Genomic DNA, 13,389 nt, shown 5'->3' with positions numbered 1-13,389 from the left:
GGCGGCGAGGCGATTCACCGTCGAACACACCCTGTCAGGGCATTGTGACGGATTGGACGGCGTATATACCAACGGGGCGCGCCAGATCACACCTATGCGTGGATTTCCTTGTTCGGGCCCACATCACATCCGGTCGATCACCAGGCATTCTTCTGCCCTGGCGTGGTTCACGTGCGCGCCCGGTCCGCGATCGGCCAGGACGAACTGCCCGCGACGGACGGGGTGCGCGGGTTAGCGTGAACAGGTGGACGAGCGCAGCGGTGACCTCGATTCGTTGATTTCGGCGTTGTCGGACGGGGCGGTCGTCATCGACCCCGATCTGCTGGCGGGCTACCGACAGGACTGGGCGCGCGATCCCGACGCGGGCACGCCGCTGGCGGTGGTGCGGGCGCGCGGCACCGCCGATGTCGCCGCCACGCTGCGGTGGGCGCACGCGAACAAGGTCCCGGTGGTGCCGCGGGGGGCCGGGACGGGCCTGTCCGGTGGGGCCACCGCGGTGGACGGCGGGATCGTGCTCAGCACCGAGCTGATGCGGGAGATCCACGTCGACGCGGTGACCCGGATCGCGGTGGCCCAGCCCGGGCTGCTCAACGCCGAGGTGAAGCGGGCCGTCGCCGCGGAGGGGCTGTGGTATCCGCCGGACCCGTCCTCGTTCGAGATCTGCTCGATCGGCGGCAACGCGGCGACCAACGCCGGCGGGCTGTGCTGCGTGAAGTACGGCGTGACCACCGACTATGTGCTCGGCATGGAAGTGGTGCTGGCCGACGGGACCGTGGTGCGGCTCGGCGGGCCGCGACTCAAGGACTCGGCCGGGTTGTCGCTGACGAAACTGTTCGTCGGGAGCGAGGGCACGCTCGGCGTGATCACCGAACTCACCCTGCGCCTGCTGCCGGCGCAGCCTCCGCAGTCGACCGTCGTGGCGAGTTTCGGCTCGCTCACCGCGGCGACCGACGCGATCCTGGCGATCACCTCGACCCTGCGCCCCGCCATGCTCGAATTCATGGACACCGTCGCGATCAACGCCGTCGAGGACGAGATGCGGATGGGGTTGGACCGCACCGCCGCCGCGCTGCTGGTCGCCCGCTCCGACGCCCCCGGCGAATTCGCCGGGCACGAAGCGCAGGTGATGGTGGGGCTGTGCGAGAAGGCCGGTGCGACCGAGGTTTTCCACACCGCCGATGCCACCGAAGGTGAGGCCTTCACCGCCGCCCGACGATTCGCGATTCCCGCCGTGGAGAAGATCGGGCCGCTGCTGCTCGAAGACGTCGGCGTGCCGTTGCCCCGGCTCGGCGACCTGATCGCCGGCGTCACCGCCATCGGCGAACGCAACGACGTGCTCGTCTCGCTCATCGCGCACGCGGGCGACGGCAACACCCACCCGCTGATCGTGCACGACCCCACCGACCCCGACAACACCGCACGCGCCCACCGCGCCTTCGGCGAGATCATGGACCTGGCCATCGCCCTCGGCGGCACCATCACCGGCGAACACGGCGTCGGCCGCTTGAAAAAGGCCTGGCTGCCCGACCAGGTCGGCCCCGACGTCATGGCGCTGACCCGCCGCATCAAGGACGCACTCGACCCCGAAGGCATCCTCAACCCCGGCGCGGTCCTCTGACCGGGTTAGCATCCGAGGCATGACCACCAGGCTCGAGCACAACGTCGCCGACACCCGCTACGAGATCTACCACGACGATGTCCTCGCGGGATACGCCGACTACGCCGAACGCGAAGACACAGAACTCCGCGACTTCCACCACACCATGACCTTCCCCGAATTCCGCGGCCGGGGAGTAGCGGCCGAAGTCGTGAAATACGGGCTCGACGACTCCCGCGAACACGGCTACCAGATCATCCCCACCTGCTGGTACGTCGAAAAATACATCGCCGAACACCCCGAATACGCCGACCTCGTCCCGTAATAGCTACACGGCGCTGCCCGCCACATTCGTGTTGTGTACCGAACTGACCCACCAGGTGTCGTTGTGTTCGGTGAAAACCCATGTGCCGCGGTTGGTTACCGAGAAATTCGGGGTGCGCAGTGTCTGCTCGACAGTGACGATCGCGTGCCCGCCGGAAAGGAAACGCGCGGCGAGAATCGTGTAGCGCGCTTCGGCGTCCGGGCTGTTGCGCATCGCCGTCCGGTGATAGGCGTGCAGTTCGTCCCAGCCCAGAAAGACAGTGCCCGCCGGGTTGACGAAAGCGACGTCGTCGGTGAAGACACTGTCGAAGGCGTCGGCGTCTTTTGCCGCGAGTGCGGCTTCGAGACTTCCGAACACGCTGGTGATCGCGGCCAGAGCGATGTCTTGATCCTGTGCGACTACGGCAGCCCTCGGGCGCGCGCCAGATGCGTCAACAGTCATCGTTCCAACATACGTATGTCGCCGTCTGCCGACCCGAATCCGCGTGCCCCGCACAGCAATCGACCGGGTGTTCCGGCCTGCCCCTCGTAAACGACCTGGACGAGGAGAAGCAGGCGATGTGGAACACCCGGTCGGGTGCGGGAATCAGCCCTTGAGCAGGTTACGAGCCATCACCAGGCGCTGGATCTGGTTGGTGCCCTCGTAGATCTGGGTGATCTTCGCGTCGCGCATCATGCGCTCGACCGGGAAGTCGGTGGTGTAGCCGGCGCCACCGAAGAGCTGGACGGCGTTGGTGGTGACCTCCATGGCCACGTCCGAGGCGAAGCACTTGGCGGCGGCGGAGATGAAGCCGAGGTTCTTCTCGCCACGCTCGGCGCGGGCGGCCGAGGTGTAGACCATCAGGCGGGCGGCCTCGATCTTCATGGCCATGTCGGCCAGCATGAACTCGGTGTTCTGGAAGCTGGCGATGGTCTTGCCGAACTGCTTGCGATCCTTGGTGTAGGCGATCGCGGCGTCCAGCGCGCCCTGGGCCAGGCCGACGGCCTGCGCGCCGATGGTCGGGCGGGTGTGGTCGAGGGTCTGCAGCGCGGTCTTGAAACCGGTGCCGGGCTCGCCGACGATGCGGTCGCCGGGGATGCGGCAGTTCTCGAAGTACAGCTCGGCGGTGGGCGAACCCTTGATGCCCAGCTTGTGCTCGAGCGGGCCGACCACGAAGCCCTCGTCGTCCTTGTGGACCAGGAACGAGGAGATGCCGTTGGCGCCCTTGTCGGCGTCGGTCACGGCCATCACGGTGTACCAGGAGGACTTGCCGCCGTTGGTGATCCAGCACTTGGAGCCGTTGAGGATCCAGTCGTCGCCGTCGGCCTTGGCGCGGGTGCGCATCGCGGCGGCGTCGGAACCGGCCTCACGCTCGGACAGCGCGTAGGAGGCCATCTCGCCGTTGACGATATCGGCCAGGACCTTGGTCTTGAGCTCTTCGGAGCCGTTGAGGATCAGGCCCATGGTGCCGAGCTTGTTCACGGCGGGGATCAGCGAGGACGAGCCGCAGACGCGGGCGACTTCCTCGATCACGATACAAGTGGCGACCGAGTCGGCGCCCTGGCCGCCGTAGGCCTCCGGCACGTGCACGGCGTTGAAGCCCGCGGCGTTCAGCGCGGTGAGCGCCTCCTCCGGGAAGCGGGCGTTGCCGTCGACGTCCTTGGCGTAAGGAGCGATTTCCTTCTCGGCGAGGCCGCGGATGGCGCCGCGCAGCTCGTCGTGGAAGTCCTCGAGCTTGAACAGATCGAAATCGGGGTTACCAGCCATCGGGGGCACACTCCTGGTCGTGGTCGTGATCGCTGCGGTCTCACAGCGCGTGTGGCGTCGGCACGCAGTGCCAATCTACCGAGGATTATACGCGCGGCACTCTATCGCTACATGCGGATATATGGTTGGCACTCAGTGTCACTGTCGAGCGCTTCGGCTCAGGTGGCGCTCACAGGTTACCGAGGCGCGCGGTGAGAAGATCGGCCACCTTGCGCGGCGGCATGTCGCGGGGGAACACGGCGAGCACCATGTCGTCGGACTCGCTCGGCGCCCTGCGGCCGCGCGGGATCATGGCCAGTTCAGTGCGCAGATCGGCGACCGCCGCCCCCGATTCGCCGCGCACCATCCGCCGCAGCAAGTAGTTGTGCGTGGCGGTGACAGCGGCCGTGTACTGCACCCGGACCAGATCGGGCACCTCCGGCAACCGGCCGCGCAGGAACTCGGTGAACAGCCGCTCGTACCGGAACACCGTGACGATCTCGCGCTCACGCAACGCGGGCACCCGCCGCACCACCTGATACCGCCGCGCCGCGATGTCGCGCCACTGCGTGAACCGCTCGAACACCCCGATCACGGCCTCGCACACCGCTTCCCACGGATCCCCGTCGCCGACCCCCTCGAGAAATTCCTGCGCCGAGGCCAGCTGGAACTCGTGATCAGCGAAGATCACATCCTCTTTGGACCGGAACTGCCGAAAGAAGGTCCGCCGCGAGATCCCCGCCGCCACCGCGATCTCATCCACCGTCGTCGCCTCGTACCCCCGCTCGGCGAACAATCGCAACGCCTGATCAACCACCGTGAGCCGAAACTGCGCCGCGTCATCGTGTGCCACGGGGGTCAACCGTAGTCACTGCTCCGCAAGCGCCTCACCTGACGTCGGGAACGTCGTCAGCCGAGGAGTTTGGTGCGCAGGGCTTCGTCCTTGTCGAGGACCATTTTCTCGAGGCCGGCCTGGAACTGTTCCATGCGGGTGCGCAGGGAGTCGTCGGAGGTGCCGAGGATGCGGGCGGCCAGCAGGCCCGCGTTGCGGGCGCCGCCGATGGAGACGGTGGCTACCGGGACGCCTGCGGGCATCTGGACGATGGAGAGCAGGGAGTCCATGCCGTCGAGGTACTTCAGGGGGACGGGGACGCCGATAACGGGCAGGGGGGTGGCCGAGGCGACCATGCCGGGGAGGTGGGCCGCGCCGCCCGCGCCGGCGATGATCACCTTCAGGCCGCGGCCTGCGGCCTCACGGGCGTAGTCGAGCATGCGCTGCGGGGTGCGGTGGGCGGAGACGACGCCCACTTCGAAGCGGATGCCGAATTCGGCGAGGGCCTCGGCGGCGGCTTCCATGGTGGGCCAGTCGGAGTCGCTGCCCATGATCAGGCCGACCTGGGGTCCGTTGGTGCTCACGTGGGTTCCTTAAAGTGGTCGAAAGCGTTGTGGTCGAAGCGGTTTCACGCGCCGTGCGGGTCCCAGCCGTCGGTCCAGACGGCATGCGACATCCAGTGCGCCGCCCGCTCGGCCTTTTCGCGGACCTCGACGGCGTCGTCACCGAGGATATTGAGGTGACCGATCTTGCGGTCGGGCCGTTCGCCCTTGCCGTAGAGGTGCACCTTGGCCTCGGGCAGGCGGGCGAACAGGTGGTGCAGGCGCTCGTCCATCGACATCTCGGGAGCCTCGGCCGCACCGAGGATGTTCGCCATCACCGTCACCGGGGCGAGCGGTGTCGTATCACCGAGCGGGTAGTCCAGGACCGCGCGCAGGTGCTGCTCGAACTGGCCGGTGCAGGCACCGTCCATGCCCCAGTGACCCGAGTTGTGCGGGCGCATCGCGAGCTCGTTCACCAGGAGTTCGCCGTCGTGGGTCTCGAACAGCTCGACGGCCATGACGCCCACCACACCCAGACCCGCGGCGAGCTCCAGCGCCATGGTCTCGGCGCGCGCGGCGAGGTCCTCGTCCAGGTCCTGGGCAGGGGCGATCACCACGGCGCACTGACCGTTGCGCTGCACGGTCTCCACGACCGGCCAGGTCGCGGCCTGGCCGAACGGCGACCGCGCGACCATCGCCGACAGCTCCCGCTTCAAGGAGACCTTCGACTCGGCCAGCAACTGCACACCGTGCGCGAGCTGGTCGGTGACCAGCTGGGTGGCCTCGGCCGCGTCGGCGGGCATCCACACGCCACGACCGTCGTACCCGCCGCGCACGGCCTTCAGCACGAACGGCCAGCCGTGTTCGTCACCGAAGGCCACCGCGTCCGCGGGCGCGGCGACCTCGACGAACGCCGGAACCGGCAGACCCAGCGCGGACAGCTTCGTCCGCATGGCCAGCTTGTCCTGGGCGAAGATCAGCGCCTGCGGCGGCGGCGCCACGTTCACGCCCTCGGCGACCAGCACGTCGAGGTGCTCGGTCGGCACGTGCTCGTGATCGAAGGTCAGCGCGTGCGAACCACGCGCGGCCTTTCGCAGCGCGGACAGGTCGTCGTGGCTGCCGAGCACGACGTCGGGGGTGACCTGGGCGGCGGGGTCGTCCGGCCGCTCGGCGAGCACCCGTAGACGCTGGCCCAGGGCTACCGCGGCCTGGTGCGTCATACGCGCGAGCTGGCCCCCACCGACCATCGTGACGGTGGGCATGGCTGACGGATCGAATGAACGTGCACTCACGTCGTGCAATGTTGTCATGTCGAATGCGAATGTTTGCGACCGGTACACTCAGAACTCGTGTCAATCGTCGACGACGTGGTCAGCGTCCTTCCCCCGCGCCTGCGAGAAATCGCGATCAGGCATAAAGAGCTGATCAAATTCGCCCTCGTCGGCGCCACGACGTTCGTGATCGACAGCGGCCTGTACTACCTCCTGAAATGGACGATTCTCGCCGACAAACCGCTCACCGCCAAGATCATCTCGGGCGTGGTGGCGGTGATCGCTTCCTACATCCTCAACCGAGAATGGTCGTTCAAGAATCGGGGCGGCCGGGAGAAGCATCACGAGGCACTGCTGTTCTTCGCGGTGAGCGGGATCGGGGTGGTTCTGGCCAATATCCCGCTGTGGATCTCGATCTATGGACTCGACCTCCGCGAACCGCATGTGAGCTTCGTCGTCGCGAACGTGGCCGATTTCTTCAGCGCGTTCATCATCGGCAACCTGCTGCAGATGGCGTTCCGCTTCTGGGCGATGCGGCGCTGGGTGTTCCCCGACGAGATCGACGAGATCGTCGCCGAGTTCGAGGAACTGATCGAAGAAGAGCCCCTCGGTCAATCCTGAGTCGGCCAATCCTGAGTCAGCGCGGCTCGGTCAGGGTCGCGTTCTGCGGGCCTTTGAGCTTGGAACCGAGGAACACCGCGAACAGGGCCGGACGGCGACGCTGCAACTCGAGCCGACCACCGTCGGCCTCGACCAGCGCGCGGGCCAGCGCGAGACCGACACCGGTCGAACCGCCCGCGGAGAAACCACGATCGAAGATGTGCGGCGCCAGTTCGTCGCGCACCCCCTCACCCTCGTCGGACACCTCCACACAGATCAGCGGGTCGCGAGAGCTCATCGTCGGGACCGTGCGCACCGAGATCGTGCAGGTGCCGCCGCCGTGCATCAGGGCATTGTCGACCAGCACCGCGACGGCCTCGCGCAGCCGCGAACCGGTGATCGGGGCCTGCAGGGACTCGTCGCCGAGCAGCAGCAGTTCGCGCCCGGTCTCGTGGAACGGGTGGGTCCACTCGGTGACGACACCGCGCAGTTCCGCCATCACCGGCACCGGATCGCGGTCGGTGGCGTCTTCGTCGCGGGACGCGCGGACCAGGTCGTCGATGGCATCGGTGAGCCGGTCGACCTGCGCCATCGCCTCCTCGGCCTCGTGCACCACCTCCGGGTCGGCGTGGGTGGACAACTCGTCCAGGCGCAGGCGAACGGCGGTCAGGCGGCTGCGTAGCTGGTGGGAAACGTCGGCCACCAGCGCGTGCTCGCGTTGCAGGCGGCCCGCGATCTCGACGGTCGCCGAATCGAGCACATCGGAGACCCGGTCCAGTTCGGCGATGCCGTGGCGGCGCGGATCGGGCCGGAAGTCACCCATCGCCAGCCGGGCCGCCCTGGCGGCCACATCGCGCAGCGGGTCGGCGACGCGGCGCGCGGTCACCACCGCGACCGAGAACGCCGCACCCAGCGAGGCGAGCACGGCCAGCGCCACCGCGGCCACCGCCTGCTCCTGGCGGGAATGCATCGGCCCGGCGGGCACCTCGAGCCGCAGCGAACCGGACGTGCCCATCGACAGCGATTCGACCAGCGGATCCGCCACCTCCGCGACGCCGATATCGGTGCGCGCGGCATTGTCGTGCGGCGCCGGATAGACGATGGTGAGCTTGCCGCCCTCGGGCACCAGCGCGCTCATGGCGCGCACGTCGAGACCGTCGTGGACGGTCCCGTCGACCCGTTCCTGGGCGATCACCTCGGTCGAGATCCGGTCGAGGCGACTCTGCAGATCGTTGCGGGTGATGTCTTCGACCCACAGCCACGCGGTGTAGATCAGCGGCACGCCGAGCACCACCGTGGTGATGGTCAGCACGGTCAGGATCGAGCGCAGGATGCGACGGCGCACGCCCGTCAGCCTCGGTGCGAGGTGGGTCCGTCGGTATTGAGCCGGAACCCCACACCGCGCACGGTGACGATGCGACGCTCCGCCATCGGGCCCTCGTCGCCGATCTTGCGACGCAACCAGGACATGTGCATGTCGAGCGTCTTGGAGCCGCGCAGGTCGGCGTCGCCCCAGACCTCGCGCAGGATGGTCTCGCGCGCCACCACCTGGCCCGCCCGGTCGATGAGGACCTTGAGCAGCTCGTACTCCTTGTTGGCCAGGTTCACCTCGGCCCCGTTGACCAGCACGCGCCGCGCCGCGGGTTCGAGCCGGATCGCGCCGACCTCCACCGCGTCGTCCCCGATCCCGCTGCGCCGCAACAGAGCTCGCACGCGGGCGAGGAGTTCGGCCAGCCGGAACGGTTTGCCCACGTAGTCGTCGGCGCCCGCGTCGAGACCGACCACGAAGTCGACCTCGTCGGTGCGGGCGGTGAGCATCAGCACGGCCAGATCGGCGCCGCTCGCACGCACCTGCCGGCACACTTCCAGCCCGTCCATGCCGGGCAGGCCGAGATCGAGGATCAGCAGGTCGTGGTTGCCCTCGAGGGCGCGGCGCAACACCGCCGGGCCGAAGCGTTCGACGGTGACGGTGTAGCCCTCACGCCCCAGTGCACGCGACAGGGGTGCGGCGATCGCCTCGTCGTCTTCGGCCAGCAGAACAGCGGTCATCTGCACAGGTTAAATGTTTCTGATCAGCGAGGACGGGCAGCTCACCGGTAGCCGCCGCCCCAGTGCTGCTCGTTGGCGGAACGTCCCGCCTCGAAGACCTGGTGGTAGAGCAGCGAATGGACCTGCTGGACCTGGGGCACGTCGTCGTACTCGAGCGGCTCCTCCGACGAGGAGCCGATGATCAGGGTGCCGGTGCCGAGCGCCCGGTCCAGCAGACCGTGGCGGAACTGCACACTGGAGATCCGGCTGAGCGGTATATCGATGCCGGTGTGGGTGAGCACGCCCTGGCGCACCAGCACCCGCCGCCCGGTGACGATGAAATGCGTCGACTTCCAGGCGATCACGCGCGCGACGACCCGCCACGCGACCAGCCCGAGCCAGGCCAGCCCGATCAGGATCAGCAACACCGTGCGCACGTGACCGGTGGTGTTGCGCCAGGCCAGGCCGCCGAGGAAACCGGCGATCGCGGTCACGACGATGAGAGTGACGATGGGCCACACCAACATTTTCCAGTGCGGGTGGCGGTGCAGGATCAACTGCTCGTCGGGCGCGAGGACATCCTCCGGGTAACCCATGATGCGACAGTACCGCGCTGGCACATCGAGTCCGGTGACAGTCACACCGCATTTCTCGATGCCACTGCCGAGGCGATACTGTGGATTACACGCTAGATGCCAGGTTTTGTCCTTATCTGCTTGCTCGACACCGACAGTGGAGGCACGCGTGACCGAAGATCTGACTCAGCTCGAAATCCTCACGGCCCTCGAACCTGTGGCCGAACAGAACCTCAACCGGCACCTTTCCATCGCCAAGGACTGGAATCCGCACGATTACGTCCCGTGGGAGGAAGGCCGCAATTTCGCCGCGATGGGCGGAAGCGATTGGGAGCCATCACAATCCAGGCTCACCGATGTCGCCAAGGCGGCGATGATCACCAATCTGCTCACCGAGGACAACCTGCCGTCCTACCACCGCGAGATCGCCGAGAACTTCTCCCTCGACGGCGCGTGGGGCACCTGGGTGGGCCGCTGGACCGCCGAGGAGAACCGCCACGGCATCGTGATCCGCGACTACCTCGTCGTCACCCGCGGCGTCGACCCGGTGGCGCTGGAGGAAGCGCGGATGGTCCACATGACCCAGGGCGCGCACGCACCGGCGAACTGGGGTGGATTCCTGGTGAACGTCGCGTATGTGACGTTCCAGGAGCTGGCCACCCGGGTGAGCCACCGCAATACCGGTCGCGTGTGCGACGACCCGATCGCCGACAAGATGCTGGCCCGCGTCGCCACCGACGAGAACCTGCACATGATCTTCTACCGCAACCTGTGCGCGGCGGCCCTCGACCTGGCTCCCGACCAGGCGATGCCCGCGATCACCAAGGTGCTCACCAATTTCCAGATGCCGGGCGCGGGCATGCCCAACTGGCGGCGCAACGGCGTGCTGATGGCCAAGCACGGCATCTACGATCTGCGCCAGCACCTCGACGAGGTGGTACGGCCGGTGCTCAAGCAGTGGAACGTCTTCGACCGCAACGACTTCGGTGCGCGTGGTGAGACAGCGCGCGATGAACTCGCGCTGTTCATCGACAAGCTGGAGAAGGACGTGCTGCGGTTCGAGGAGCAGCGCGACCGGCTGCTGGCGCGCGAGCGCGAGGTGGCCGAGCGCGCGACCGCGGGTGCGGGCGCACACTGATCCGTCTCGGCGACGGGCCCGGCTGCGGGCCCGTCGTCAGTACTGTCCGCGCAGGTGGGAAACGTCGCCGGCCGACACCGCCCGCTCACCGATGAGCAGCCGCCCGGTGTCGTCGACATCGCTCGCCACCCCGGTGAGCACCGTCCCGCCGGGGAGTTCGGCTCGCACTTCCATGCCGATGGTGGCGCACCGCTCACGGTATTCGGCCACCAGATCGACGGTGTCCCAGCCCGACCGCTCCCACGCGGTGAAGCGGCGCGAGAACTCGGCCAGGATCGCCGCGACCAGCGCGGTGCGGTCGACGTTCTGCGCACCGGCCAAGCTCAGCGAAGTCGCGTGGGCGACAGGCAGTTCCGATTCGGCGAGGTCGACGTTCATCCCGATGCCGACCACCACCGCGGGCGCGATTCCGGTCGCGGCGACCTCGGCCAGGATGCCCGCGAGTTTGCGGCCGTCGAGCAGGACATCGTTGGGCCATTTCAATTCCGGTGCGACACCGGCGGTGCCGCGCAGCGCGTCGACCACCGCGATGCCGGTGAGCAGCGGCAACCAGCCGAGCGCGGCGGGGTCGATGCCGGGCAGGCGCACCAGGATCGACAACGAGATCTGCGCGCGGGGCGGACTCACCCACGCGCGGGCATGTCTGCCGCGACCGCTCACCTGTTCCTCGGCGAGCAGAGCCTGACGGTCGGCGGACGGGTCGGCGGCGCGAGCGACCAGGTCGGCGTTGGTCGATCCTGTCGATTCGACTACATCGATCCGGTCGTAGAACGACAGTCCCTGCGAGCTGCGCAGACGCGGTACATCGATGGGTGCCCTGTTCATTCTCGGCACGTTACTGGAGTTCTCTGTGAACGATCATGACCGTACCGAAATGGCGCTGTGGGCGTAGCCCATCCTCAGACTGCGCATGGCCGGAGCGAATGCGGAGGTACGCCTAGCTGGGGTTTCTCTACTGGCCGGTAAGCGAGACTGCCGTGGTGCGCGGAGGTGTCACTCGTTACACTCGCAACCCATGACGAGTGTCCAGCAGCAGCCCGCATCGGAATCGGCGGGCGCCCCCGATATCCACACCACCGCCGGGAAGCTGGCTGATCTGCGGAATCGGCTGGAAGAAGCGCAACACCCGATGGGTGAGACCGCGGTCGACAAGGTGCACGCCAAGGGCAAGATGACCGCGCGTGAGCGCATCCTCGCCCTGGTCGACGAAGGCTCCTTCGTCGAACTCGATGCCCTCGCCAAGCACCGCAGCGTGAATTTCGGCCTGGAGCACAACCGACCGCTCGGCGACGGCGTCGTCACCGGCTACGGCACCATCGACGGCCGCGACGTGTGCATCTTCTCCCAGGACGTCACCGTGTTCGGTGGCTCCCTCGGCGAGGTCTACGGCGAGAAGATCGTCAAGGTGATGGACCTGGCGATCAAGACCGGCCGTCCGCTGGTCGGCATCAACGAGGGCGCGGGCGCGCGCATCCAGGAGGGCGTCGTCTCCCTCGGCCTCTACGGCGAGATCTTCCACCGCAACGTGCAGGCCTCCGGCGTGATCCCGCAGATCTCGCTGATCATGGGCGCCGCCGCCGGTGGTCACGTGTACTCCCCCGCGCTCACCGACTTCGTGGTGATGGTCGATCAGACCTCGCAGATGTTCGTCACCGGACCCGACGTGATCAAGACCGTCACCGGTGAAGAGGTCTCGATGGAGGACCTGGGTGGCGCGCACACCCACATGGTGAAGTCCGGTGTGGCCCACTACGTGGCCTCCGGCGAGCAGGACGCCCTCGACTACGTCAAGGACCTGCTGAGCTACCTGCCGAGCAACAACCGCGCCGAGTCCCCGCGCCACGCGCCCACCGACCCGATCAACGGGGCGATCGAAGATTCGCTGACCGACGAGGACATCGAGCTCGACACGATCATCCCGGACTCGCCGAACCAGCCCTACGACATGCACGAGGTCATCCGTCGTCTGCTCGACGACGACGAGTTCCTCGAGGTCCAGGCCGAGCGCGCGATGAACATCATCTGCGGCTTCGGCCGGGTGGACGGGCGCAGCGTCGGCATCGTCGCCAACCAGCCGACCCAGTTCGCCGGCTGCCTCGACATCGACGCCTCGGAGAAGGCCGCGCGCTTCGTGCGCACCTGCGACGCCTTCAACATCCCGATCATCACCCTGGTCGACGTGCCCGGCTTCCTGCCCGGCACCGGCCAGGAATACAACGGCATCATCCGCCGTGGCGCGAAGCTGCTCTACGCCTACGGTGAGGCCACTGTGGGCAAGATCACGATCATCACTCGCAAGGCTTACGGCGGCGCCTACGACGTCATGGGTTCCAAGCACATGGGTGCCGATGTGAACCTGGCATGGCCCACCGCCCAGATCGCCGTGATGGGTGCCTCCGGCGCCGTCGGATTCGTCTACCGCAAGCAGCTGCTCGAAGCCGCCAAGAACGGCGACGACGTCGACGCGCTGCGCCTCGAGCTGCAGAACGAGTACGAGGACACTCTCGTGAACCCGTACGTCGCCGCCGAGCGCGGTTACGTGGACGCGGTCATCCCGCCCTCGCACACCCGTGGCCAGATCGTGTCGGCGCTGCGGCTCCTCGAGCGCAAAATGGTGACCATGCCGCCGAAGAAACACGGCAACATTCCGCTCTGAAAACGCGATATCCCGGATAGGCCGCGCACACTTGTTGTGGAACACAACTATTGATCAGCGCGGCCGCACCGGGAATGATCGCGGCAACCGCGCTGTGAAG

General features: G+C 67.5%; 14 protein-coding genes. 5 read left to right on the top strand and 9 right to left on the bottom strand.

The window, feature by feature from the left end; translation table 11 throughout:
* Nucleotides 1-244 precede the first annotated feature (244 nt).
* Together ACFTS5_RS25730 and ACFTS5_RS25725 are read left to right on the top strand one after the other, a co-directional pair.
* Nucleotides 245-1,618 (top strand): FAD-binding oxidoreductase, encoded by a 1,374-nt coding sequence (locus ACFTS5_RS25730; RefSeq protein ID WP_378635612.1) that lies wholly within the window; start codon nucleotides 245-247, stop codon nucleotides 1,616-1,618.
* Between the two features lie 19 nt (nucleotides 1,619-1,637).
* Nucleotides 1,638-1,922 (top strand): GNAT family N-acetyltransferase, encoded by a 285-nt coding sequence (locus ACFTS5_RS25725; protein ID WP_378635610.1) that lies wholly within the window; start codon nucleotides 1,638-1,640, stop codon nucleotides 1,920-1,922.
* 3 nt (nucleotides 1,923-1,925) lie between these two features.
* On the opposite strand, the gene ACFTS5_RS25720 is transcribed toward ACFTS5_RS25725, so the two are convergent.
* The 5 genes from ACFTS5_RS25720 to ACFTS5_RS25700 all read right to left on the bottom strand — a co-directional run bounded on the left by ACFTS5_RS25720 (nucleotide 1,926) and on the right by ACFTS5_RS25700 (nucleotide 6,331).
* On the bottom strand, nucleotides 1,926-2,363 hold the full coding sequence (locus ACFTS5_RS25720) for an SgcJ/EcaC family oxidoreductase (protein WP_378635608.1): 438 nt from the start codon (nucleotides 2,361-2,363) through the stop codon (nucleotides 1,926-1,928).
* 144 nt (nucleotides 2,364-2,507) lie between these two features.
* Nucleotides 2,508-3,668 carry an acyl-CoA dehydrogenase gene (locus ACFTS5_RS25715; RefSeq protein WP_067447997.1) on the bottom strand — a complete coding sequence of 387 codons (1,161 nt, stop codon included), beginning with the start codon at nucleotides 3,666-3,668 and terminating at the stop codon, nucleotides 2,508-2,510.
* Between the two features lie 169 nt (nucleotides 3,669-3,837).
* Nucleotides 3,838-4,500 (bottom strand): TetR family transcriptional regulator, encoded by a 663-nt coding sequence (locus ACFTS5_RS25710; protein ID WP_378635605.1) that lies wholly within the window; start codon nucleotides 4,498-4,500, stop codon nucleotides 3,838-3,840.
* Between the two features lie 56 nt (nucleotides 4,501-4,556).
* Complete coding sequence (gene purE / locus ACFTS5_RS25705) at nucleotides 4,557-5,063, bottom strand: 5-(carboxyamino)imidazole ribonucleotide mutase (protein WP_378635602.1); 507 nt, start codon at nucleotides 5,061-5,063, stop codon at nucleotides 4,557-4,559.
* A gap of 44 nt (nucleotides 5,064-5,107) precedes the next feature.
* Entirely contained in the window at nucleotides 5,108-6,331 is a 1,224-nt protein-coding gene (locus ACFTS5_RS25700) for a 5-(carboxyamino)imidazole ribonucleotide synthase (protein WP_378635599.1), read from the bottom strand.
* 39 nt (nucleotides 6,332-6,370) lie between these two features.
* Here ACFTS5_RS25700 and ACFTS5_RS25695 point away from each other — a divergent pair, with 39 nt between their 5' ends.
* A complete protein-coding gene (locus ACFTS5_RS25695) occupies nucleotides 6,371-6,913 on the top strand; it encodes a GtrA family protein (RefSeq protein WP_378635597.1) in 543 nt (180 codons plus the stop codon).
* A gap of 16 nt (nucleotides 6,914-6,929) precedes the next feature.
* On the opposite strand, the gene ACFTS5_RS25690 is transcribed toward ACFTS5_RS25695, so the two are convergent.
* The 3 genes from ACFTS5_RS25690 to ACFTS5_RS25680 are packed head-to-tail and all read right to left on the bottom strand — an operon-like array spanning nucleotide 6,930 to nucleotide 9,516.
* Nucleotides 6,930-8,237, bottom strand: coding sequence for a sensor histidine kinase (locus ACFTS5_RS25690; RefSeq protein WP_378635594.1), 1,308 nt, complete (start codon nucleotides 8,235-8,237; stop codon nucleotides 6,930-6,932).
* A 5-nt stretch (nucleotides 8,238-8,242) separates the two neighbouring features.
* The gene (locus tag ACFTS5_RS25685) at nucleotides 8,243-8,941 is read right to left on the bottom strand and encodes a response regulator transcription factor (RefSeq protein WP_056818039.1); all 699 of its coding nucleotides are present in this window, start codon (nucleotides 8,939-8,941) and stop codon (nucleotides 8,243-8,245) included.
* A 41-nt stretch (nucleotides 8,942-8,982) separates the two neighbouring features.
* Entirely contained in the window at nucleotides 8,983-9,516 is a 534-nt protein-coding gene (locus tag ACFTS5_RS25680) for a PH domain-containing protein (RefSeq protein WP_378635591.1), read from the bottom strand.
* 148 nt (nucleotides 9,517-9,664) lie between these two features.
* On the opposite strand from ACFTS5_RS25680, the gene ACFTS5_RS25675 reads away from it, so the two are divergent.
* Entirely contained in the window at nucleotides 9,665-10,633 is a 969-nt protein-coding gene (locus ACFTS5_RS25675; RefSeq protein WP_378635588.1) for an acyl-ACP desaturase, read from the top strand.
* A gap of 36 nt (nucleotides 10,634-10,669) precedes the next feature.
* On the opposite strand, the gene ACFTS5_RS25670 is transcribed toward ACFTS5_RS25675, so the two are convergent.
* Entirely contained in the window at nucleotides 10,670-11,458 is a 789-nt protein-coding gene (locus ACFTS5_RS25670; protein WP_378635586.1) for a biotin--[acetyl-CoA-carboxylase] ligase, read from the bottom strand.
* Between the two features lie 190 nt (nucleotides 11,459-11,648).
* On the opposite strand from ACFTS5_RS25670, the gene ACFTS5_RS25665 reads away from it, so the two are divergent.
* The gene (locus ACFTS5_RS25665) at nucleotides 11,649-13,289 is read left to right on the top strand and encodes an acyl-CoA carboxylase subunit beta (protein WP_378635583.1); all 1,641 of its coding nucleotides are present in this window, start codon (nucleotides 11,649-11,651) and stop codon (nucleotides 13,287-13,289) included.
* Nucleotides 13,290-13,389 lie beyond the last annotated feature (100 nt).

Origin of the sequence: Nocardia sp. NPDC056952 (assembly GCF_042674185.1) — a bacterium.
Taxonomy (GTDB): domain Bacteria; phylum Actinomycetota; class Actinomycetes; order Mycobacteriales; family Mycobacteriaceae; genus Nocardia.
Note: the sequence above shows the minus strand (reverse complement) of the source record. Positions and strands in the feature narration are given on the sequence as shown.

Bases quoted from the DNA above. Each gene is read 5' to 3' on its own strand.
- ACFTS5_RS25670 (WP_378635586.1), bottom strand. From the start codon at position 11,458: ATGAACAGGGCACCCATCGATGTACCGCGTCTGCGCAGCTCGCAGGGA.
- ACFTS5_RS25680 (WP_378635591.1), bottom strand. From the start codon at position 9,516: ATGGGTTACCCGGAGGATGTCCTCGCGCCCGACGAGCAGTTGATCCTG.
- ACFTS5_RS25720 (WP_378635608.1), bottom strand. From the start codon at position 2,363: ATGACTGTTGACGCATCTGGCGCGCGCCCGAGGGCTGCCGTAGTCGCA.
- ACFTS5_RS25685 (WP_056818039.1), bottom strand. From the start codon at position 8,941: ATGACCGCTGTTCTGCTGGCCGAAGACGACGAGGCGATCGCCGCACCC.
- ACFTS5_RS25665 (WP_378635583.1), top strand. From the start codon at position 11,649: ATGACGAGTGTCCAGCAGCAGCCCGCATCGGAATCGGCGGGCGCCCCC.
- ACFTS5_RS25725 (WP_378635610.1), top strand. From the start codon at position 1,638: ATGACCACCAGGCTCGAGCACAACGTCGCCGACACCCGCTACGAGATC.
- ACFTS5_RS25715 (WP_067447997.1), bottom strand. From the start codon at position 3,668: ATGGCTGGTAACCCCGATTTCGATCTGTTCAAGCTCGAGGACTTCCAC.
- ACFTS5_RS25700 (WP_378635599.1), bottom strand. From the start codon at position 6,331: ATGACAACATTGCACGACGTGAGTGCACGTTCATTCGATCCGTCAGCC.